Genomic DNA, 19366 nt, shown 5'->3' with positions numbered 1-19366 from the left:
CACCGCACGCCGCGGTGTGAGGCCGCGATATCCGGTTGCGGCGGCCGATCCCCGTGCGTACGGTCGGCCGGGTGCGTGGGCGAGGGCAGGCCGGGTCGCTGTGGCGGCACCGGGACTTCATGCTGCTGTGGAGCGGCCACACGGTGAGCATGTTCGGCTCGCAGATCAGCTGGATCGCCCTGCCGATGGTCGCGGTCGCCGGGCTGCGCGCCACCACGTTCGAAGTGGCGGTGCTGGGGGCCATGAGCACGCTGCCGGCGCTGGTCGTCTCGCTCCCGGCCGGCGTGCTGGCCGACCGTCACCGCAGGCGGCGTCTCATGATCGCCTGCGACGCCGGATCCGCGCTGGCCATGGCGTCGGTGCCGATCGCCGCCGTGGCGGGCCGGGTCACGATGGCCCAGCTCTACGCGGTCACCCTGGTCGTCGGCGCGCTCGGCGTGGTCTTCGGCACCGCGGCCGGCAGCCTGACGCCGGTGCTGCTCGGCGGGAACCGGCTTTCCGACGCCAACGCCAAGATGAACACGGCGCGCGGCCTGGCCGAAATGGCCGGGCCGAGCGTCGGAGGCTTCCTGGTGGGCCTCGTCGGCGCCGCCCGCGCGGTCGCCGCGGACGCCCTCTCGTACGCCGTGAGCGCCGCGGCCCTGGCGTCGATGCGCCTGCGGGAGCCGAAGCCCGAGCGCACCCCGCATCGCGGGCGCTTCCTCGGCGAGATCGCCGAGGGGCTGCGGTTCGTGCTCGCCCAGCCGGTGCTGCGCGTGCTCGCCCTCTCCGGGGCGGTCAGCGCCGTGCTGCTGCGCGGGATCAGCTCTATGTGGCTGCTCTACGTCGTGCGGGAGCTGGGCTGGAGTGCCCGGGCGGCCGGGCTCGTCTACGGCCTGAGCCTGATCGGCGGGGTCGCCGGGAGCATGGTGGCCCGGCGGGTGACGGCCCGGCTCGGCATGGGCCGCGTGATCGTCCTGGGCGCCCTGCTGTCGGCCCCCTTCGAGCTGGTCACCCCGCTCGTGCCGCCCGGCCTGGCCGGCCAGTGGACCGTCGGGCTGGTCTTCACCTTCCTGACGGCCGCCGGGATGGTCCAGGCGACCGCGGCCCAGACCGCGCGCCAGCTGCTGTGCCCGCCCGGCATGCTCGGCCGGATGAACGGCTCCACCCAGTTCATGCAGGCGGGCCTGCTGCCGCTCGGGCCGCTCCTGGCCGGCGCCCTGGGCGCCTGGATCGGCCTGCGCCCCGCCCTGATCATCCTGGGCGGCGCGACCCTGCTGTGGCCGCTCCTGCTGTTCCTGTCACCCGTACGCACCGTGGATGTGAGATGAACATGATGGACGACGACCAGCCGCGGTCTCCCCGGCGGCTCGCGACGCGCTATTTCGAGATGTGGAACACCGGCGACACCTCGGCGGCCGAGGAGATCCTGAGCCCGGACTGGCGCGATCACGCGCATCCCGAGGTGGCCGGGCCGCGGGGCGTGCGGGAGGCGGTCGAGCGGATCCGCGGCGCGCAGCCGGACCTCCGGTTCCGGATCGTCGCCGTCCTCGGGGAGGGCGATCTGGTGGCGGTAGTCGGGAACGCCGGCCGCGGCCAGGACGCGGACGGCACCCCTCTGGTCTGGCTCATCCGCGTACAGGACGGCCTGCTCGCCGAGATGTGGACCTACCGCGACATCGGCGGGTGATCGGCGACGCATCCGCATCCCGCTGCCCTGCGGGTAGCCGATGGAGGGCCGCGACCGCAGCGGCACCGCCGCGCCGCCGGCCTGGGAACCCAGGTCGGCGGCTCGGCGGGCGGCGCCGCCCGAGGCGTCCCGGACCTCCGCGACCCGTCAGGGCTCCAGGTCGGTCACTCCCTTGCCGCTCGACATGTCGAGCGGCACGGAGACCTGGTCGTGCGCGATCAGCCAGTCGCCGTCGGTCTTCCGCAAGCAGAAAGTGCCCCGGACCCACATGCCGCTCGTCGCGGTCCCGTTCCTCAGCGTGCCGCTGAGCCGGCCGAAGCAGTGACCGAACGCCACCGTGTCGCCCACGGTGAGGGTCAGGTCGCGGACCTCGTAATCCACGTCCTGGAAGAACGCGAACGCCCTCTCCCAGTTCTTCAATTTCGCGTCGATCCCCACATGCTGCAGCGGCGGCTCGACGTCGAAGGACACGACGTCCGTCGCGTAGAGCCGCCTCAGGCATTCGAGATCCTTGGCCCGGATCCCTTCGACGATCCTGCCGATCTGCCGCCTGATCCTGGCTTCGTCTTCTTCGCGTTGCGTGGGCATCGCTACCCATCCCTTCATTGCGGTGTTCCTCGCTGGTTCGACCGGACAGCACCCGGAAATGTCAGGCCCCGCGAATGTCCTTGTTCTTCGCCTGTGGTCCAGTTCCAGTCGGCGATCGTGGTGCGCATCAGCCGGGCGGCGGTCGACAGGTGGCTTTCGGCGCCCCAATAGAGGGTGACCGTGCGACGGCAGTCGGGGCTGTCGACGGCGATCCAGGCGACGGGGGCACGCGGGTCGCCGCGGCGCGCGAAGCCGGGGATCAGGCCGACGCCGAGTCCCGCGCTGATCAGATCCGCGATGGCGCTGTGCTCGTCGCTCTCGCAGACGATCCTCGGGGTGAGGCCTCGTGCCGCGAAGAGCCGGTCGAGCAGCCGGCGTAGCCAGTGCCCCTTGCGGGCGGTGACGAAGGACTGCCCGGCGAGCTCGTCGATGCTCACGGACGCGCGGCCCGCGAGCGGGTGATCGAGTTGTATGCCCACACCCACGGCCTCATCGAACAGCCGCATCGACTCCAGGCCCTCGGCGTGGATCGGCTGCGAGGCGACACACAGGTCGACGTCCTGGGCGCGCAGGCGGCGGGCCATGTCCTCGGCCAGGGACCAGTGGAGCTCGATCTCGACGGAGGGATGGGCCCGCTTGTAGGCCGCCAGCGGGCCGGTGAGGGTGAGGAAGGTTTCCGACGCCAGTCTCACGGTGCCCATGCCCTCGCTGGTGGCCTCGGCGACGGCGCGCCGTCCGGCCTCGAGCTCGCCCAGGGCGCGTTCGACGTGATCGCGGAAGAGCCTGCCCGCGTCGTTGAGCCGGAGCCGGCCGCTCCGGTCGAACAGCGGTGTGCCCAGTTCGCTCTCCAACCGGGCGATGGTGCGGCTCAGCGACGGCTGGGCGATGTGAAGCTCGTCGGCCGCCCGGCTGAGGTGCTCCAGCCGTGCCACCACCAGGAACTGCCTGAGCGAGTTCAGGTCCATCATGACTCCGTTGCTATAACTCCATAGCAATATTGATCTTAGACAAGATAACTCTGCAGCCATAGCGTCGGGCCGTTCACGGAACGAGGACGGAGTGAGGAGGGATGCACATGCTCACCGTGGCCGCGTCCCGGACGACAACCACGGGATGGCTGCTGCGCGCCGTCGTCAGCGCCCACGCGGTGGCGATCGCCGGCCAGCCGGTGTTCGCTGGGATGTATCTGACCGGTGACTACGTCGGTCTGAGCCTGCATACGGTCGGCGCCGACGCCGTCACCTCCATCGGGTGCCTGCAGGCGATCGTCGCGATCGCGGTCTGGATTCGGCTGCGTCAGGCCTGGCCGTTTCTTGCCACGGCGGCCGTGGTGGCGGCCGAGACGGTGCAGTACTTCGCCGGGTTGGACGGGGCGCTGTGGTTGCACCTCCCGTTGGGAGTGATGACCGTCGTCGCGGTCGTGGTGCAGTTCATCGACGTATGGCGGCGGCCCCTGCTGCGTGAGGGGGCGGACAATGCGTGACAGCCGTGGCGTGACCAGGCGGCGGGCCCTGGGCATCGGCGGGGCGCTCGGGCTGATGGCGGCCACCGGGCTGACGAGCGCGGCCGCGCTGGCCCGCCGGCCGTCGATCACCGGTGCCCGGTTGCGCAGCGCCCTCCCGCTCCCGCTCCCGTTCCAGGTGCCGCTCCCGGTTCCCGCCGTGCTGAAGCCGGTCGGCACCTCGGGCGGGGCCGACCGTTACGAGATCACCCAGCGCGAGACGAGCGTGGAGATCCTTCCCGGTGTCACGACGCCGATGTGGACCTACGACGGGAGCTTCCCGGGGCCGACGATCGAGTCGCGCCGCGGCCGGCCGGTCACCGTGTCACACCGCAACGAGCTGCCCGTCCCGACGGTCGTGCACCTGCACGGCGGCCGGACTCCGGCGGCCTCCGACGGGTATCCGACCGACCTGCTCCTTCCTGCGGGCCGGCAGGAGCACTCCACGCACATGGGGCACGGTTCCGGGCACGGCATGCACGACCCGAGGGCCGTGCTGTCCGAGCTGACGCGGGACTACACCTTCCCGCTGGACCAGCGGCCGGCGCTGCTGTGGTATCACGACCACCGGATGGACTTCACCGCCCCCGCGATCTGGCGGGGCCTGGCCGGGCTGCACATCGTGCGCGACGACGCCGAGGACGCCCTCGCCCTGCCCGCCGGGCCGCGCGAGCTGCCCCTCATGATCGCCGACCGGGCGTTCGCCGCCGACGGCGGCCTCGCCTATCCCGCCCTCGATCCCACCCTGCGCGTACGGCCCGGCGTCCGCGAGCCGTACCTGGCCGGGGTCCTCGGCGACGTCATCCTGGTCAACGGTGCGCCGTGGCCCGTGCACGAGGTCGACGCGGCCCGCCATCGGCTGCGCATCCTCAACGCGTCCAACGCCCGCCACTACGAACTCGAAGCGGTCACCGACGACGGGCGCCGCCTCGACCTCGTCCAAATCGGCGCAGACCAGGGACTCCTCGCCGCCCCGGTCGTCCACACGCTGCTGCCGATCGCACCCGCGGAACGCTACGACGTGGTCGTCGACTTCTCCGGCGTCCCGATCGGCGGCCTCGTCAGGGTGGTCAACCGGCTCGGCTCCGGCCGTACCCGCGACGTGATGGCCTTCCGGGTCGCGCGCAAGGCCGCCGACGACAGCCGCATCCCTCGCGCCCTGTCCGCCGACCTGCCGGCCTGGCGGCGCTCGGACGCCGTCAGGGTGCGCGATTTCGCCTTCCGCGCCGGGCAGACGCGCGCGGGCCACGGCTGGCTCATCGGCGGCCTGCCGTTCGACCCCGCCCGCACCGACGTCACCACCCGGCTCGGCGACGTCGAGGTCTGGCGGCTCGTCGCCGACGTCCACCACCCCGTGCACCTGCACCTGGTCGGCTTCCGGGTGCTCTCGCGCAGCGGCAGGCCGCCGCTCCCTCACGACGCGGGACTCAAGGACACCGTCTCGCTACGGCCCGGCGAAGCGGTGGAGATCATCACCCGGTTCGACGGCTATCGCGGCCGCTACCTCTTCCACTGCCACAACGCCGAACACGAGGACATGGGCATGATGGCCAATCTCGAGATCGTCTAGGCCCCCCAGCCCCATCAGCCGATTCAGGCCACCTTCGAGGACGGGGCGGTCCACGGGTTGCAGGCCCCGGGGTCGCCGGACGTGAATCCCTCGTTGGCCCAGTAGGTGATCGACTTCCTGTTCCCGTCGTACTTGCTCGCCCAACCGCGCAGATAGTAGAGCAGGTCGTCCCAGTCCTCGCGGTCACGCCGGAAGGACTTCCAGAAGCTTCGCAGGGAGGCTCCGGCGAAACAGTAGCTCTGCAGGCTGTATCGCCGTGTCTGCTCGTGGAGTTCGGCCTTGCTCCGGTAGTCGGTGTTGAACCAGGCACGGTAGATGCCGGCGACGTTCTGCACGTGCTCCCCGTACTTGGACGCCAGCAGGTTGAACAGGTAGAGATCCCCCGGCTCCTCCAAGAGGTCCTTCCGGAGCACGATCAGGATGGTTCGCGACGCGTCGCAGTAGTAGGCGTCCCAATCGCCCCACTTCGAGCCGCAGAACTTCGCCGGCGGCTTAGTGGCGTACGTGAGCTTCACCCGGGACTGCTTCAGACCCGCCTGCTTCAATTCAGCGGTCCAGGAGCGATTGAGGCAATTCAGCATCTCGTTCAGATAGACCTTGGCGGACCTCACGTCCGCCTTCTTCACCGGTCTTTCCCGGCAGTCGGTGGCCGGCAACGGTCCCGCGCCGTACAGGCGGTTGTCGGTGAGGGTCCTGTTCTTGATCGGATGGGCGGCGGCTGTGCCGGAGACGGCCGGGACGAGCCCCAGCGCCACCGAACCGGCGAGCGCGATCTTGGCGAGTTTCACGGACGACGAGGCTAGGCCATTCATAAGTACACCGGAAGCCATTTTGTGAATATCGATCCGCTTGGTTCGCGCGTGGCAGTGGGGTGTATAACGGGGCGCCCGGCAGCGAAAGCGGATATGGAGCGTGCATTGGTCATCAGACGCGCCGAACCGGCGGACGCGGAGGCGATCGCCGCCGTCCACGTCCGGTCGTGGCAGGCCGCCTACCTGGGGCTCATGCCCCAGGCTTATCTCGACGGGCTCACCCCGGCCATGCGCCTGCCTGTCTGGGAGCGGCTGCTGGGGGAGTCCTCCCCGCCGCGTACGGAGGTCCTCGTGGCGGAGGCGGACGGCTCCGTCGCCGGGTTCGCCGCGCTCGGCCCCGGCCGGGACGACGACGTCGATCCGGCCTCGGTGGCGGAGATCTCGGCGATCTACCTGATGCCCGAGGTATGGGGTGCCGGGGTAGGCGGGCGTCTCATAGCGGCCGTGCTGGACAGTCTCGCCACCGCCGGGTATGAGCAGGCCACCCTCTGGGTCGTCGACGGGAACACTCGCGCGCGGCGGTTCTACGAGCGTGGCGGCTGGCGCCCCGACGGCGCCGTACAGCGGGACGAGTCGGACGGCTTCCCGCTGACCGAGGTCCGCTACCGCCGGGCTCTGCGCCGTTGACCCATCGCCGGTCTGGTGATAGATCCTTCGGCAGCGTCGCGGTGCACCCGGCAAAGAGACCGCCGAGGGCATGGAGGCGCCGGTACAAGGGATGACCTTGACGACATCGCATGGACGCCTGGTGGCGTTCGGCAACCAGCTGATCGACGTACACATCTGGCTCCGCGAGGAGCTCGCGGCGCTGCGCGAGGACATCGACGCCTATCTGGCCGGCGGTGCGCGCCCCCGCGAGCTGCGGGCTCACTGCCTGGCCTTCTGTTCCGCGCTGAACCGCCACCACACCGGTGAGGACGACGGCGCGTTTCCCGAGCTCGCCCGGCGGTTCCCCGAACTGCGTCCGGTGCTGGAGGAACTGCGCCGCGACCACCGTCTGGTGGAGGACTCCCTCCGCCGGCTCCAGGCTCTTGCCGGCCGCCTGGACCGGGCGACGGACCCCGCCGACGTGCACCGTGAGCTGGACAGCCTGGCCGCGCTGATGGAGACGCACTTCGTCTACGAGGAGAAGCGGATCGTCTCAGCACTCAACGCGCTGGACGCGCCGGGCTGGCATCGCTCCCGTCCCGAGTTCCTGCGTACGGACGAGGAGCGCTAGCCGCCGGGCTTCGTCCAGGTCAGGGAGTAGCGGCGGAGCACGTGCCGGCGGTAGCGCACGCCGGGCAGCAGGCGGCGTGCCGCGGCCCGCACCTGCCCGTAGCTCATCCGCGGTTCGGCCACCGGCATCCCCTCGGGCCCCCGCGCGCGGCGCAGCACCTTCGTGACCCGTACGACGGGAGCGGCCGCGATCATCGCCGCCCATTCCGCGGGTGACGCCTCGCGGGCCAGGCCGACCACCACCAGCGTGCCGCCGGGGCGCAGCAGTTCGCGCATCCGGGTGAGGGCCGCGTCGAAGTCCATGTGGTGGATCGTGGACACCGAGCAGACGAAGTCGTACTCCTCGACGGGCAGGACGGCGGTGAGGAAGTCGCCCTCGACGAAGGTGAGCTCCGGCCGGCCGGGGGACAGCTCGCGGGCACGCGCGATCATCTCGGGTGATTTGTCGACGCCGGTGACGCGCTTGGCCCGGCCGGTCAGCTTCCGCGCGAGCAGTCCGTCCCCGCAGCCGACGTCCAGCGCGTCGCCGCACCCTTCGGGGACGGCGCGGAGGATGCCCGGGTGCCGGGCGACGTTGGTGTTCCAGTACGGATCCGAGTCGGCCTGGCGCATCGGATCATCCTAGGGCGGGCGTCATGACGAAATCCCGGAAGCGGGTGGCGGGGGCGGCCGGGGCATGGTCCGTACGCCAGGTGAGGCCGATGGTGCGGCGGGCGGCCTCCGCCGCGATCCTGACGCCGACGGTGCCGGACTGGCCGGCGAAGGGCTCCGGCACGATGGCCACGCCGAGCCCGGCCGCGACCAGGCCCTCGATGGTCGCGAGGTCCTGGCTCTCGAAGGAGACGGCGGGGGACACCCCGGCGTCGCGCAGCAGCGCGTCGACCAGGGCCCGGTAGCCGAAGCCGACCGGCGTGGTGACGAGCTCCTCGTCCGCCAGCTCCTGCAGTTCCACCTCCTCCCGCTCGCGCAGCCGGTGGCTCGGCGGCACGACGAGCACCAGCCGCTCCTCCTGCAGGGGATGCCAGCCGAAGTCTCCGGGTGGGCGTGGGGAGGTGATCGCGAGGTCGGCGGCCCCGGTGCGCAGGTCCTGGACGATCTCGTGCGCAGGTTCCTGGCGCAGCAGGATCCGTATCCGGGGGGCGTGCTCGTGGAAGGAGCGCAACAGCCGCGGGACGAGGGAGGTGGCGATGGAGTCGAGGAAGGCCAGGCGCACCACGCCGGTGTCCGGGTCGAGCCGGCTACGCAGATCGGCCAGCAACTGCTCGTACCGTGACGTGAGATCGCGCGCGGCCGCCACCACGAGTCTGCCGTTGGGCGTCAGGTGGACCCCGTCGGGGGCGCGCTCGAACACCCGGGTCCCGAGCTCGTTCTCCACGCGGGCGAGGGCGCGCGAGAGCGTCGGCTGGCTGGTGCGGAGGATGGCGGCGGTGTCGGTCACGTGCTGGTGGTCGGCGAGGGCGACCAGCCAGGACAGGTCCCGGAGCAGCATGCCCGCCATCATACGCATCGCGTATGGAAAACCGCTTGTCCTCGCATTGGACGCATAGCGGCAGGAAGCGCACAGTCGTTGGGGTGACCGCTGTTCTTGAGACCTCTGCCGTGGAAGGACACCTGCCGGGGACCACCGGATATCGGAGGGTCGTCGCCGCCCTGTTCGCCGCCGGGGTGGCGACCTTCGCGCTGCTGTACAGCACCCAGGCGATCCTGCCCGAGCTCGCCGCGCAGTTCGGGGTCTCCACCGCGGAGAGCACGCTGAGCGTCTCGCTCACCACGCTCGGGCTCGGCGTCGCGCTGCTGGTGGCCGGACCCCTGTCCGACGTCGTCGGGCGCACCCGGCTGATCCACCTGTCGCTGACGGCGTCCGCCGTCGTCGCGGCGGCGTGCGCGCTGGCGCCCGGCTGGCCGGCGCTCATGGTCCTGCGGTCATTCCAGGGCATCACGCTGGCCGGGCTCCCCGCGGTGGCCACGGCCTACCTCCGCGAGGAACTGCACCCGTCCACGCACGCCCGCGCCGCCGGTCTGTACGTGGGCGGCACGGCGCTGGGCGGGATGGCCGGTCGCCTCCTGACCGGCGCGGTCGCCCAGGCCGCCGGCTGGCGCTGGGCCCTGGCCGCGGCCGCCGCACTCGGCCTGCTGTGCGCCCTGACCGTACGCGTGCTGCTTCCGGCCTCCCGGCGCTTCACCGCGGCCCCGGCGAGCGTCCGTGCCCTGCTTCGCGGGAGCCTGCGCGCGGTGTCGGACCGCGGACTGCTCGCGCTGTACGGCATCGGCGGCTGCTCGATGGGGGCCCTGGTGGCGGTGTTCAACGCCCTGGGCTTCCGGCTCGCGGGCGCGCCGTTCCACCTCGGTGTCGGAGCCGCCGGCCTGATGTTCCTCGTCTATCCCATCGGCTCCGTCAGCTCGGCGGTGTTCGGCCGGCTGGCGGACGGCTACGGGCGCCGGACCGTGACGCCGCTGGGCTGTCTGCTGGCCGTCGTCGGCGCGCTGGTCACGCTGCCGTCCTCGCTGCCGGTCGTGGTCATCGGACTCGCGCTCCTCACCGCGGGGTTCTTCGCCGTGCACGGGGTGGCCAGCGGATGGGTTCCGGCCCGGGCGTACGCGGGGGGAGTGTCCACAGGCCAGGCCGCGTCGCTCTACCTGTTCACCTACTACCTCGGGTCCTCCGTCTTCGGCAGCCTCGCGGGCCGCGCCTGGACGGACGCCGGATGGCCGGGCGTGGTCGCCCTCGCCGTGCTCCTGCTCGCCGCCACCGGCGCTCTCGCCTTCCTGCTGCGCAGGACTCCCGCCCTTGCGTCGGGTACAACATCAGGGTGACCCCCGACACCGCGCTCGACCCTGCGACGATGACCGACCTCTGGGACCGGCGGTGGCCCGAGTGCCCGCCGTTCGCCCACTGGCTTCGCGACCGCTATCGGGACCGCTGGGTCAGGTTTCACAGCCTGCCGGAGTCCAAGCGCTATCCGGACGACGAGGCGGAGTACGCCGTCGTGCTCGGCCGTCACCACACCGTGCTCTCCGAACTCGATCCCGGACCACATCTTCTGGTCATCACGGCCGAGTGGACGGACACGCCCGCGACAACGCCCCAAAGGTGGCCGCGGCGATCAGAGGTCGCACCGGCGGCCTGGCACTGGCGGACCCTCCTCGAGGATCCCGACGATGATCCCCGCTACCGCAGCTACACCCAGCTCTACGCCGAGACGCGACCCTGGCGGCCCGGCGTCATCGACGAACTGCTCAGAGCCGTGGCGGACGACGAGATCGCCGGCGTGATCCTCGGTCCCCCGGACCTGCGCTGGCTCTATCACCCCTACGACGGGGGCGCCGACGTGATCGCGCCCACACGCGCGGAACGCGACGCGCTCAAGGAGCGGCATCGGGACTGGTTGTCCGCGCACCCCTTGGGCCTGTAGCTGTCACGGCCGCCGCGGGCTCTCCGCTCGGCGACCACGCCGGCAGGGGCGCTCGCTCTCAGGTCGGCTCGTGCCGTCCGGATGTCGTCGTCACCGCAGCCCGCGGCGCAGGCGGAGGTCGCCTCCGAAGGCTTCCGCGATCACGCGTCCCGTCTCGAAGGCGAACTCCGCCTCCACCCATCGGGCGGGGTCCTCGGCGTCGAATCCCTTGGTCACGCGGACAAGCCGCTCGCCGACATGTCGTACGAAGGGCACCTCGGCGGGGGCGGGCACGATGTCCACACGGCTGCCGAGCTCCTCCATCGCGTAGCTCTCTCCTGGTTCGTCCGGCGTGATGCGCAGAGCCCAGTCGGCGGTGTCACGGACCACGACGGTTGTCGTCTCCAGATGGAGCCACACGTGCAGGAGTTCGGGGGCGTCGGACTCGTGGGTGAACAGGGCCGCGGTGACCGCGACCAGGCGGAGGCCCTCCATATCGGAAAGATCCGTCACTCACCACCTCCGCACGGGTCGTCCGTCTGCGATCAGTCTGGCGCCTCATGAGCCCGCCTGTTCATCGGTCGCAACCGGCTCAGCGCCTCGTGGAACTCCCGCTCGCCGATCTCGTACGGAGCGAACTCGTCGAGATCCAGCTGATCGTAGGTCAAGCCCCCGTACTCGTCCTCGTCGTGATCCGCGTCGTAGGCGATCACGGTGCCGCCGGCGTAGGCCTCGACCTGCACGTGGGCGTACCCCTCGGGGTCGAGCGCCAGATAGAACGTGCAGGTGCCCCAGTGCGCGTACTCATCCCCGCGATCTTCGTCCCACCCTCGCCGGAAGTACCGCACTCCACCGGCCACCTCTCCGCGCGACAAGCCGACTTCTGGACATGCTGCGGCTCGTGCGTCTCCGCAGCGGCAGCGAGCGGGGGACCCGCAGTGGCGAACGCGGCACAATCTCGCCGTCTCACCCGTCTTCTCGCGATCTCACACCGGCTTGTGCCGGTCATACTCGGCTGCCAGCCGCTTCGGCGCCTGCTGACGCCATGCCTCTTCCACGAGACTCCTGACGCGTTCCGCCGTGACCCTGCCGAGCTCGACCTGCAGCCCGAGGAAGCTCTTCCTGGCATCCGGGCGGCGTACGGACTCGTAGGCGGACGGGTCGGCCTGCGCCGCGTCGGCGGCCTGCTGCTCGGCGACGCAGAACACCGCCGTCGTCTCGTCCCTGCCCATGCCGAGGAAGGTGCGGCCCCGGACCTTGAAGACGGGAACGTGGAACCGGAAGTGACTGACCTCTTCGACCTCGGGCAGTGCCGTGGCCCAGCGCCGGATGTCGTCCGTAGTGGTCACGAAGGGACTATATCCGCGTGCCCCCGCGGCAGCCGTCCCACAGGGCAGCCGTCCCACAGGGCCGCGGTGACCGCGACCGGACGCCGGCCTTCCCAGCGGAAAGATCCACCCTCTGGCGTCTCCACGCCGGTCGTCCGTCTGCGATCAGCCGGGTGCCTACGGCAGCCATGGGATTGGACTTGCGGGTCCAATTCTTACCTCGCACAGTGGCAGTGCCGCGCGGGTGACCGGGACAGGTTCCGGTGCGGGCACAGGCAGACGAGCATGACAGGAGCGCGTGATGAGCGGACGGCTGCAGGGCAAGCGGGCGCTGGTGACCGGATCGACGAGCAACATCGGGCGGGCGATCGCGGAGGCGTTCTCGGCGGAGGGCGCGCACGTGATCGTATCCGGCCGCAACGCCGAGCGGGGCGGGAGAGTCGTCGACGGCATCCGGGCGCGCGGTGGCCGGGCCGACTTCGTGACGGCGGATCTGGACGGAAGCGCCGAGGCCTCGTACGCCCTGGCGCGTGAGGCGACGTCCGTTCTCGGCGGGGGCATCGACATCCTGGTCAACAACGCCGGGATCTACCCCGGCGACAGCACGGTGGACACCGACGAGAAGACCTTCGACCAGGTCTACGCCGTCAACGTGAAGGCGCCGTTCTTCCTGACCGCCGCGATCGCTCCCGCCATGGTCGAGGCCGGGGGCGGGGCGATCATCAACCTGGGCTCGTGGATCGCACGCTTGGGCGTTCCCCAGGGCGCGCTCTACAGCTCCACCAAGGGCGCGGTGGAGACCCTCACGCGATCCTGGGCCGCCGAATTCGGTCCTCGCGGCGTGCGTGTGAACGCGATCTCACCGGGCGTGATTCTGGAGCCCGCGTCGGGGGCGGCGCGCGCGGGTGAGGTCATGATGAACGGCACTCCGGCGGGGGGCATGGGCAAGCCGCAGGCCGTCGCGCATGCCGCGGTCTACCTCGCCAGTGAGGAGGCCGCGTTCGTCCACGGCATCGTGCTTGACGTGGACGGCGGCCGTACGACCACGGCCGTCATCGCCGGATGACGCAGCGCATCGCCACGCCCGCCGTCACGGTGTGCGCCGTGACGGCCGCGCGTGCGGTGCCGTCAGGCCCGCCGTGAGCGGTACATCACGTCGCGGCCCTCACGTTTCCTCGCGCGTCCACGGAGGCGGTGTTCACCGCCAGTGGCCGCCTGACGCGGCCCAACGGTGCATCGCTTGTCGGATCCGAGGCCATCGCCGCCGGGCAGAGCGAGAGCTTCGCCCGCTTCCGGGCAACTCACCACGTCAGCTCCGACCACGTCATCGACCTCGACGGAGACAGCGCCCGGCTGCGAGCGAACCTGATCGCCATGCACCTGTGGGGCCGGCCAGAAACGAGATCCCAATACGCTGCACACGCACTTCCTCGCCGGCGGGGTGCTCCACGCTGTCGTGCTCAGCACCGGCCGAGGGGCGGATGAGCACCGGGCGCAGGGCGAGGATGTCGGCGACTGAGCGGAACAGGTGGGCGGCGTCGGCGATGCGGACGGCGGCCGTGTGGGTGACGAATGTCGCCCGCATGCACGATCTTGTCGTGCAGGGCGACGACGAGATCCCGCTCGGCGGCCGCGACCGATCTTGGGTTCGTCGGCTGCGCCAGGTTCGGGTTGGACCAGTTCAGGCCTGGGGTCGGTGCCCTGAGAGTGTCGCAGAAGGGCGGAACTCGCCAAGCATTTACATAAACTCTAAATATAAAAATGCTATGCTTCGAGCATGAGTCGTCAAGACATCGCTCCTGGCGCGTCCGCCGCCATCGGGGCAGCCCTCTACGGCCTGGCCACCAGGGCCGCGAGACGCCTGCCCCGGGACATGAGCCTGACGTCCGCCGCCACCCTGGCCACCCTGGACCGGACCGGCCCGCGGCGCATCACCGATCTCGCCGCGGTCGAGGGCGTCACCCAGCCCGCGATGACCGCCCTGGTCCGGGTGATGGAGGAGTCCGGCCTGGTCGAGCGGCGGGGCGACGCGTCCGACAAGCGGGTCACGCTGGTGTGCCTGACCGAGGCCGGCGCCTCCTATGTCCGGGCGCGGCGCCAGGCGGGCGTCCACGCGTTCGAGCGGTTGATCGGCGAGCTCACCGGCGACGAGGTCGAGGCGCTGGTGGCGGCCCTTCCGGCGCTGAAGCATCTGGCAGAGCTCGAAAGCCAGGACCGCGAAGGGCCGAAGCAGTGACCGGGCAGCCGGTCGACGGGGTCGTGGTGAAGGCGCTCCCGGTGGCGCGTTCCGAGGCGCGGCTGCTGGTCCCCGCCCTGATGTTCATCGCTCTGGTCGTGGCGGCGGTCGCCAGCCTCGGGACGCCGCTCATCACCAGCGTGGCGACCTCGTTCCACGTCTCGCTCGGCAGCGCGCAGTGGACGCTGACCGTCACGCTGCTCAGCGGCGCCGTCGCCACGCCGGTCCTGGGCCGGCTCGGAGCCGGCCCGCACCGGCGGGCCACGATCCTCGCCACGCTGGCGGTCGTCGTCGCCGGCAGCGCGCTCACCGTGCTGCCGCTGCCGTTCGCGTGGCTGCTGGCCGGCAGGGCGGCCCAGGGCGTCGGGCTTGGGCTGACGGCGCTGATGATGGGCGTGGCCCGGGACCACCTCCCCGAGGAGCGCAGCGCGGCCGTGATCGCCCTGATCTCGGTGGTCTCGATCATCGGGGCCGGCGTCGGCTACCCGCTGGCCGCGCTGCTCGCCGAGCTCGGCGGGGTACGGGCCGCCTACGGCCTCGGCCTGGTCGTCACCGCCGCCGCCCTCCTGACCGCGTGGCGCTCCATGCCCGAAGCCCCCGAAGGCCGCTCCGCCCACGTGGACGTGGCAGGCGCGGTCGTCCTGGCCGCTGCGCTGCTCCTGGTGCTGTTCCTCGCCGGCGAACGGAATCTATGGAGCCGGCACCTCGCCGTGGCGGCGGGCCTCGCCGTCGTCGCGGTGGTGCTGCTCTGCGTCTGGGCCGTCATCGAGCTACGCAGCACGACGCCCCTGGTCGATGTGCGGGCGGTGCGGCACCCGGCGGCCGCCGGGGCGAACCTCGCCATGTTCGTCGGCGGGATCGGCATGTACCTCCTGCTCACGCTCATCACCCGGTACGCGCAGACGCCGCACGGCGCCGGCTACGGCTTCGGGCTGACGACCTTCGTCGCCGGGCTGGTCCTCATCCCGTTCTCGGTGCTGGGGTTCGTCGCCGGCAAGCTCACGCCGCGGGTCCGGACGCGGATCGCCGACCCCCTGCTCCTGGCCGGCAGCGCCGTCGTGGTCGGCGGCGGGTTCGCCCTGTTCGCGGCGGCCCGGTCGGACCTGGTCGAACTGTTCGCGGCGATGGGAGTGCTCGGCTTCGGCGTCGGCGGCTTCTCGGCCGCGATGCCCGGCGTCATCCTGGCCGTCACCCCCAAGAGCGAGACGTCGAGCGCCATGAGCTTCAACTACGTCGTCCGCAGCGTCGGGTACTCCCTGGGCAGCGCCATCGGCGGCCTGATCCTCGCCGCGGGCACCGGCCCCGGCCACCTCTTCCCCGACGACAGCGCCTACACCACCGCGGCGCTGGTCGGCATCGGCGCCATGGCGATCACGACGCTGACAAGCCTCGCTCTCGCCCGCCGACGCTCGTCCGAGACCAACCCGTAAATAAGATCCACTCATCCCAACACTGGAGGTTCCATGCCCAAGGGCTACTGGGTCAGCGCCTACCGCACCATTTCAGACCCTGAGAAGCTGGCTGCTTACAACAAGCTGGCCGGTCCGGCCGTCAAGGCCGGGGGCGGTCGGACCCTCGTCCGCGGCGGTCGGGTCGTGGCGCATGACGCCGGACTCGCCGAGCGCACCGTCCTGGTCGAGTTCGACAGCTTCGAGCAGGCCGTCGCGGCGTACGAGAGTGCGGCCTACCAGGAGGCGCTGGCCGCCCTCTCCGACGGCGTCGAGCGCGACTTCCGCATCGTCGAAGGCATCGACTGACCGAGGTCCAGCCGGATCTTCACTGAAGACCCACCATCTTGGTCTTCGCTGGTGCGGCTGCCGGTGTGGCCGGGGCGTCCAGCTCGGTCAGCAGAAGGGCCCGCGAGCGGCCGAGCACGACGGCGAGAGCACCCGAGCTGTCGGCGGTATGGGGCTCGGGTGACACCCCGACGCTGCCCAGCAGAATCGACCGGAAAATCATTGACCGGAGTTGTCGTATCTGGGCCGCGTCGTTCGTAGCCAGGGTGAACGGTCGCCCACGAGGGCGCTGTCCCGAACAGCTGTCACGACCAGCTGTCACGACCAAGGGAGATGCCGGCCGATGCAGCAGCACTCACAGGCCAAGGTCCACCGCATGTTCGAGCTCGTCGAGCCGATCGCCACCGTCACCTTCTCCGAGGTGGTGAACGAGGCGTTCCTGGCCCTGGGCATGCGCAACTACTGGGACGGGTACTTCGCGGGCCGGGCCGCACCGCTGGGGTCGGCACCGGCCGAGGTGGTACACGCGGTCTTCTACAACTTCGCCGACGGCGAGGTGGCACGCCACATCCCCTGGGTGTGGGGAAAGATCACCCCGCAGGAGGCAATCACCGTGCGCGAACGGGGCAGCACCGCCGCCCTGCGGCAAATGATTGGAGAGCTCGCCGACTCGCCCGGTCTGGTGCGGGCCGCCGACCTCGCCACCCGAGCAGCGGTCAGCGCGCCGACCGAGGGCAGACCGCTGTACGCCGGGCTGCGGGCGCTCGACGTGCCCGAGGAGCCGGTGGCCAGGCTCTGGCACGCGGCGACGCTGCTGCGGGAGCACCGCGGGGACGGCCACAACGCCGCCCTTCTCGCCCACGGCATCGGCGGCACCGAGGCCCACGTCCTCATGGCTGTTTCTCTTGGAATGAGGGCGGAGGAGTTCGGCCGGATCCACCACCTGCCCCAGGCACGGCTGACAGCCGTGGTCGACGGGCTGCGCGGCCGTGGCCTCGTGGACGCCGCCGGCGGGTTCACCGACGCCGGCCGGGAGACCAGGCAGCGGATCGAGGCGCTCACCGACGAGCTGGCAGCCCCGGCGTACGACGTGCTCAGTGCGGACGAGCTCGACGAACTGGCCGCGGGGCTCGAGCCGATCGCCGCCGCGGTATGGGCCTTCGACAACTGAGCGGGCGCATCAAGCTGCTGGGGACGGCCACGACCCCAGCCCGGCCACCGAGGTGAGCAGGTCGTTGCGCGGGATCACCCGCCTGGCGTGATCGAAGGCGCCGCCGCCAAGCGGCTCGCGAGGCCGCCGGCGCCTGACGGGAACTTCCAGCTCAGCCCACCGCCCGTGATCAGACCTGTACTGTCGCGCGGCGGCCCGGCTCGACTCGTCCGCGCCAGCCGTCCGGCCTGGTCTTAGCCGGCCGTCGGGAGCGCCAGCGGGAGGCAGCGGCGTGCCGTGAGGGCGGCGCGTGCGGCGCGGCTCCGGGCCGCCTTGAGCGCGCAATGCGGAAAGCCCGCGGCAAGGTGCAGGACCTTCCCACGGGCTTCCGATTCCACGACTCGCGGCACTACCTCGCGTCGCTCCTGATCTCCTCGGGGGCTGACGTCAAAGTTGTTCAGGCCCGTCTCCGGCATGCCGGCGCCAAGACCGCACTCGACACCTACGGCCACCTGTGGCCCGACTCTGACGAGTCGACCCGGGCCGCGATCGATGCGGTGCTCGCCGCTCGGACGGAACCGAGGCAGAACCAGCCGGAAACCGCGCGATGAACATGCACGTCACCGCGCGGTCGCCGATCACACGTCGTAGTACAGCTCGAACTCGTGCGGGTGCGGGCGGAGACGGATCGGGTCGACCTCGTTCTCACGCTTGTAGGAGATCCAGGTCTCGATGAGGTCCGGCGTGAACACGCCGCCCTCCAGCAGGTAGTCGTGGTCGGCCTCGAGCGCGTCGAGCACCTTCTCCAGCGAGCCCGGCACCTGCGGGATGTTGCGGGCCTCCTCCGGCGGCAGCTCGTACAGGTCCTTGTCGACCGGCTCCGGCGGCTCGATCTTGTTGCGGATGCCGTCGATGCCGGCCATGAGCATGGCCGCGAAGGCGAAGTACGGGTTGCAGGACGGGTCCGGCACGCGGAACTCGATGCGCTTGGCCTTCGGGTTCGAGCCCGTGATCGGGATGCGGACGCAGGCCGAGCGGTTGCGCTGCGAGTAGACCAGGTTGACCGGGGCCTCGTAGCCGGGCACCAGGCGGTGGTAGGAGTTCACCGTCGGGTTGGTGAAGGCCAGCAGCGACGGGGCGTGCTTGAGCAGGCCGCCGATGTAGTAACGCGCCATGTCCGACAGACCGGCGTAGCCGACCTCGTCGTAGAACAGCGGCTCGCCGTCCTTCCAGAGGGACTGGTGGCAATGCATGCCGGAGCCGTTGTCACCGAAGATCGGCTTGGGCATGAACGTGACCGTACGGCCCGCCTGGATGGCCGTGCTCTTGATGATGTACTTGTACAGCATCAGCTTGTCGGCCGTCTCGAGCAGCGTGCCGAACCTGAAGTCGATCTCCGCCTGGCCGGCGGTGCCCACCTCGTGGTGCTGCATCTCGGTCTCGATGCCGGCCTCGATGAGGTTGCGCACCATCTCCGAGCGCAGGTCGGTGAAGTGGTCCATCGGCGGGACCGGGAAGTAGCCGCCCTTGTAGCGGGGCTTGTAACCCAGGTTGCCGCCCTCGGAGGCCTTGCCGGTGTTCCAGGCGCCCTCGATGGAGTCGATGTAGTAGTAGCCGGCGTTCTGCCTCGTCTCGAAGCGGACGTCGTCGAAGATGTAGAACTCGGCCTCGGGGCCGAAGAACACGGTGTCCGCGATGCCGGTGCCCTTGAGGTACTCCTCGGCCTTGCGCGCGACGTTGCGCGGGTCGCGGCTGTAGGCCTCGCCGGTCAGCGGGTCGTGCACGAAGAAGTTGATGTTCAGCGTCTTGTGCTGACGGAACGGGTCGAGCACGGCCGTGGACGGGTCGGGCAGCAGGAGCATGTCCGACTCGTGGATGGCCTGGAACCCGCGGATCGACGAGCCGTCGAACATGAGGCCGTCGGTGAAGACGTTCGGGCCGAAGTTCTCCGACGGGAAGGTGAAGTGGTGCGTCGTCCCCGGCAGGTCCGTGAACCTGACGTCAACGAACTGCACACCCTCGTCCCGGATGAACTTGAGGACGTCATCGGCGGAGTTGAACACTCTCGAACCTCCCAGGGGCATGGGCTAGCAACCCGAAAATAGGCCGATGCCGTTTCCGCCCCATGTCTCGATTGTTTCGCGCGTGTTAAGGGAAAGCGCTACC

At 70.7% G+C, this 19366-nt stretch carries 24 protein-coding genes; 15 read left to right on the top strand and 9 right to left on the bottom strand.

Annotation, left to right across the window (positions count from 1 at the left end; translation table 11 throughout):
* The first annotated feature begins 71 nt into the window (after positions 1-71).
* Together HHX35_RS02375 and HHX35_RS02370 are read left to right on the top strand one after the other, a co-directional pair.
* On the top strand, positions 72-1310 hold the full coding sequence (locus HHX35_RS02375) for an MFS transporter (protein ID WP_182897352.1): 1239 nt from the start codon (positions 72-74) through the stop codon (positions 1308-1310).
* On the top strand, positions 1307-1669 hold the full coding sequence (locus HHX35_RS02370) for an ester cyclase (protein ID WP_182897351.1): 363 nt from the start codon (positions 1307-1309) through the stop codon (positions 1667-1669). The genes HHX35_RS02375 and HHX35_RS02370 overlap by 4 nt, the downstream gene beginning before the upstream one ends.
* Before the next feature lie 147 nt (positions 1670-1816).
* On the opposite strand, the gene HHX35_RS02365 is transcribed toward HHX35_RS02370, so the two are convergent.
* Both HHX35_RS02365 and HHX35_RS02360 read right to left on the bottom strand, forming a co-directional pair.
* Positions 1817-2257 (bottom strand): nuclear transport factor 2 family protein, encoded by a 441-nt coding sequence (locus HHX35_RS02365; protein WP_182897350.1) that lies wholly within the window; start codon positions 2255-2257, stop codon positions 1817-1819.
* A 14-nt stretch (positions 2258-2271) separates the two neighbouring features.
* A complete protein-coding gene (locus HHX35_RS02360) occupies positions 2272-3225 on the bottom strand; it encodes a LysR family transcriptional regulator (RefSeq protein ID WP_259404685.1) in 954 nt (317 codons plus the stop codon).
* Between the two features lie 107 nt (positions 3226-3332).
* Between HHX35_RS02360 and HHX35_RS02355 the strand changes: the two genes are divergently transcribed.
* Positions 3333-3740 carry a hypothetical protein gene (locus HHX35_RS02355; RefSeq protein WP_220504900.1) on the top strand — a complete coding sequence of 136 codons (408 nt, stop codon included), beginning with the start codon at positions 3333-3335 and terminating at the stop codon, positions 3738-3740.
* Entirely contained in the window at positions 3733-5328 is a 1596-nt protein-coding gene (locus HHX35_RS02350; protein ID WP_182897348.1) for a multicopper oxidase family protein, read from the top strand. Before HHX35_RS02355 ends, HHX35_RS02350 begins: the two co-directional genes overlap by 8 nt.
* Before the next feature lie 23 nt (positions 5329-5351).
* Here the strand turns inward: HHX35_RS02350 and HHX35_RS02345 are convergent, their stop codons facing one another.
* Complete coding sequence (locus tag HHX35_RS02345; RefSeq protein WP_182897347.1) at positions 5352-6116, bottom strand: hypothetical protein; 765 nt, start codon at positions 6114-6116, stop codon at positions 5352-5354.
* A gap of 129 nt (positions 6117-6245) precedes the next feature.
* Here HHX35_RS02345 and HHX35_RS02340 point away from each other — a divergent pair, with 129 nt between their 5' ends.
* Complete coding sequence (locus HHX35_RS02340) at positions 6246-6767, top strand: GNAT family N-acetyltransferase (RefSeq protein ID WP_220504899.1); 522 nt, start codon at positions 6246-6248, stop codon at positions 6765-6767.
* Between the two features lie 97 nt (positions 6768-6864).
* Positions 6865-7359 carry a hemerythrin domain-containing protein gene (locus HHX35_RS02335; RefSeq protein WP_259404684.1) on the top strand — a complete coding sequence of 165 codons (495 nt, stop codon included), beginning with the start codon at positions 6865-6867 and terminating at the stop codon, positions 7357-7359.
* Here the strand turns inward: HHX35_RS02335 and HHX35_RS02330 are convergent.
* Both HHX35_RS02330 and HHX35_RS02325 read right to left on the bottom strand, forming a co-directional pair.
* Positions 7356-7970, bottom strand: a complete 615-nt coding sequence (locus HHX35_RS02330) for a bifunctional 2-polyprenyl-6-hydroxyphenol methylase/3-demethylubiquinol 3-O-methyltransferase UbiG (protein ID WP_182897344.1) — start codon at positions 7968-7970, stop codon at positions 7356-7358. The two genes, HHX35_RS02335 and HHX35_RS02330, sit on opposite strands and share 4 nt — an antisense overlap.
* A 4-nt stretch (positions 7971-7974) precedes the next feature.
* Entirely contained in the window at positions 7975-8847 is an 873-nt protein-coding gene (locus tag HHX35_RS02325) for a LysR family transcriptional regulator (protein WP_182897343.1), read from the bottom strand.
* A gap of 83 nt (positions 8848-8930) precedes the next feature.
* On the opposite strand from HHX35_RS02325, the gene HHX35_RS02320 reads away from it, so the two are divergent.
* Positions 8931-10172, top strand: coding sequence for an MFS transporter (locus HHX35_RS02320; RefSeq protein WP_220504898.1), 1242 nt, complete (start codon positions 8931-8933; stop codon positions 10170-10172).
* On the top strand, positions 10169-10771 hold the full coding sequence (locus HHX35_RS02315) for a hypothetical protein (protein WP_310738854.1): 603 nt from the start codon (positions 10169-10171) through the stop codon (positions 10769-10771). The genes HHX35_RS02320 and HHX35_RS02315 overlap by 4 nt, the downstream gene beginning before the upstream one ends.
* Positions 10772-10861: 90 nt before the next feature.
* Here HHX35_RS02315 and HHX35_RS02310 read toward each other — a convergent pair whose 3' ends face one another.
* From HHX35_RS02310 to HHX35_RS02300, 3 genes are all read right to left on the bottom strand, one after another.
* The gene (locus tag HHX35_RS02310; RefSeq protein WP_182897341.1) at positions 10862-11263 is read right to left on the bottom strand and encodes a hypothetical protein; all 402 of its coding nucleotides are present in this window, start codon (positions 11261-11263) and stop codon (positions 10862-10864) included.
* Positions 11264-11295: 32 nt separating this feature from the next.
* Positions 11296-11625, bottom strand: coding sequence for a hypothetical protein (locus HHX35_RS02305; RefSeq protein ID WP_182897340.1), 330 nt, complete (start codon positions 11623-11625; stop codon positions 11296-11298).
* A gap of 111 nt (positions 11626-11736) precedes the next feature.
* Positions 11737-12099 (bottom strand): MmcQ/YjbR family DNA-binding protein, encoded by a 363-nt coding sequence (locus HHX35_RS02300; RefSeq protein ID WP_182897339.1) that lies wholly within the window; start codon positions 12097-12099, stop codon positions 11737-11739.
* A 280-nt stretch (positions 12100-12379) separates the two neighbouring features.
* Between HHX35_RS02300 and HHX35_RS02295 the strand changes: the two genes are divergently transcribed.
* The 7 genes from HHX35_RS02295 (at position 12380) to HHX35_RS02265 (ending at position 17811) form a co-directional block, all read left to right on the top strand.
* Positions 12380-13144 carry an SDR family NAD(P)-dependent oxidoreductase gene (locus HHX35_RS02295; protein ID WP_182897338.1) on the top strand — a complete coding sequence of 255 codons (765 nt, stop codon included), beginning with the start codon at positions 12380-12382 and terminating at the stop codon, positions 13142-13144.
* A 128-nt stretch (positions 13145-13272) separates the two neighbouring features.
* Positions 13273-13563 (top strand): nuclear transport factor 2 family protein, encoded by a 291-nt coding sequence (locus HHX35_RS45060; RefSeq protein WP_182897337.1) that lies wholly within the window; start codon positions 13273-13275, stop codon positions 13561-13563.
* 292 nt (positions 13564-13855) lie between these two features.
* The gene (locus HHX35_RS02285) at positions 13856-14314 is read left to right on the top strand and encodes a MarR family winged helix-turn-helix transcriptional regulator (RefSeq protein ID WP_259404682.1); all 459 of its coding nucleotides are present in this window, start codon (positions 13856-13858) and stop codon (positions 14312-14314) included.
* Positions 14311-15744, top strand: a complete 1434-nt coding sequence (locus HHX35_RS02280) for an MFS transporter (RefSeq protein WP_182897336.1) — start codon at positions 14311-14313, stop codon at positions 15742-15744. The genes HHX35_RS02285 and HHX35_RS02280 overlap by 4 nt, the downstream gene beginning before the upstream one ends.
* A 33-nt stretch (positions 15745-15777) precedes the next feature.
* On the top strand, positions 15778-16071 hold the full coding sequence (locus HHX35_RS02275) for a DUF1330 domain-containing protein (protein ID WP_139572630.1): 294 nt from the start codon (positions 15778-15780) through the stop codon (positions 16069-16071).
* A gap of 322 nt (positions 16072-16393) precedes the next feature.
* Positions 16394-17221 (top strand): MarR family winged helix-turn-helix transcriptional regulator, encoded by an 828-nt coding sequence (locus tag HHX35_RS02270; RefSeq protein WP_220504897.1) that lies wholly within the window; start codon positions 16394-16396, stop codon positions 17219-17221.
* A gap of 323 nt (positions 17222-17544) precedes the next feature.
* On the top strand, positions 17545-17811 hold the full coding sequence (locus tag HHX35_RS02265) for a tyrosine-type recombinase/integrase (RefSeq protein WP_182897335.1): 267 nt from the start codon (positions 17545-17547) through the stop codon (positions 17809-17811).
* A 27-nt stretch (positions 17812-17838) separates the two neighbouring features.
* Here HHX35_RS02265 and glnA read toward each other — a convergent pair whose 3' ends face one another.
* Positions 17839-19263, bottom strand: a complete 1425-nt coding sequence (glnA, locus tag HHX35_RS02260; protein ID WP_139578168.1) for a type I glutamate--ammonia ligase — start codon at positions 19261-19263, stop codon at positions 17839-17841.
* Positions 19264-19366 lie beyond the last annotated feature (103 nt).

Origin of the sequence: Microbispora sp. H10830, from assembly GCF_014161375.1 — a bacterium.
Lineage (GTDB): Bacteria > Actinomycetota > Actinomycetes > Streptosporangiales > Streptosporangiaceae > Microbispora > Microbispora catharanthi.
This window is presented reverse-complemented; position numbering and strand designations above follow the sequence as displayed.

What these genes read in the sequence shown, in the direction of transcription:
- HHX35_RS02360 (WP_259404685.1), bottom strand. Translation starts at nt 3,225, where the DNA reads ATGATGGACCTGAACTCGCTCAGGCAGTTCCTGGTGGTGGCACGGCTG.
- HHX35_RS02275 (WP_139572630.1), top strand. Translation starts at nt 15,778, where the DNA reads ATGCCCAAGGGCTACTGGGTCAGCGCCTACCGCACCATTTCAGACCCT.
- HHX35_RS02270 (WP_220504897.1), top strand. Translation starts at nt 16,394, where the DNA reads ATGCAGCAGCACTCACAGGCCAAGGTCCACCGCATGTTCGAGCTCGTC.
- HHX35_RS02265 (WP_182897335.1), top strand. Translation starts at nt 17,545, where the DNA reads ATGCGGAAAGCCCGCGGCAAGGTGCAGGACCTTCCCACGGGCTTCCGA.
- HHX35_RS02285 (WP_259404682.1), top strand. Translation starts at nt 13,856, where the DNA reads ATGAGTCGTCAAGACATCGCTCCTGGCGCGTCCGCCGCCATCGGGGCA.
- HHX35_RS02325 (WP_182897343.1), bottom strand. Translation starts at nt 8,847, where the DNA reads ATGCTGCTCCGGGACCTGTCCTGGCTGGTCGCCCTCGCCGACCACCAG.
- HHX35_RS02365 (WP_182897350.1), bottom strand. Translation starts at nt 2,257, where the DNA reads ATGCCCACGCAACGCGAAGAAGACGAAGCCAGGATCAGGCGGCAGATC.
- HHX35_RS02330 (WP_182897344.1), bottom strand. Translation starts at nt 7,970, where the DNA reads ATGCGCCAGGCCGACTCGGATCCGTACTGGAACACCAACGTCGCCCGG.
- HHX35_RS02350 (WP_182897348.1), top strand. Translation starts at nt 3,733, where the DNA reads ATGCGTGACAGCCGTGGCGTGACCAGGCGGCGGGCCCTGGGCATCGGC.
- HHX35_RS02295 (WP_182897338.1), top strand. Translation starts at nt 12,380, where the DNA reads ATGAGCGGACGGCTGCAGGGCAAGCGGGCGCTGGTGACCGGATCGACG.
- HHX35_RS02355 (WP_220504900.1), top strand. Translation starts at nt 3,333, where the DNA reads ATGCTCACCGTGGCCGCGTCCCGGACGACAACCACGGGATGGCTGCTG.
- HHX35_RS02370 (WP_182897351.1), top strand. Translation starts at nt 1,307, where the DNA reads ATGAACATGATGGACGACGACCAGCCGCGGTCTCCCCGGCGGCTCGCG.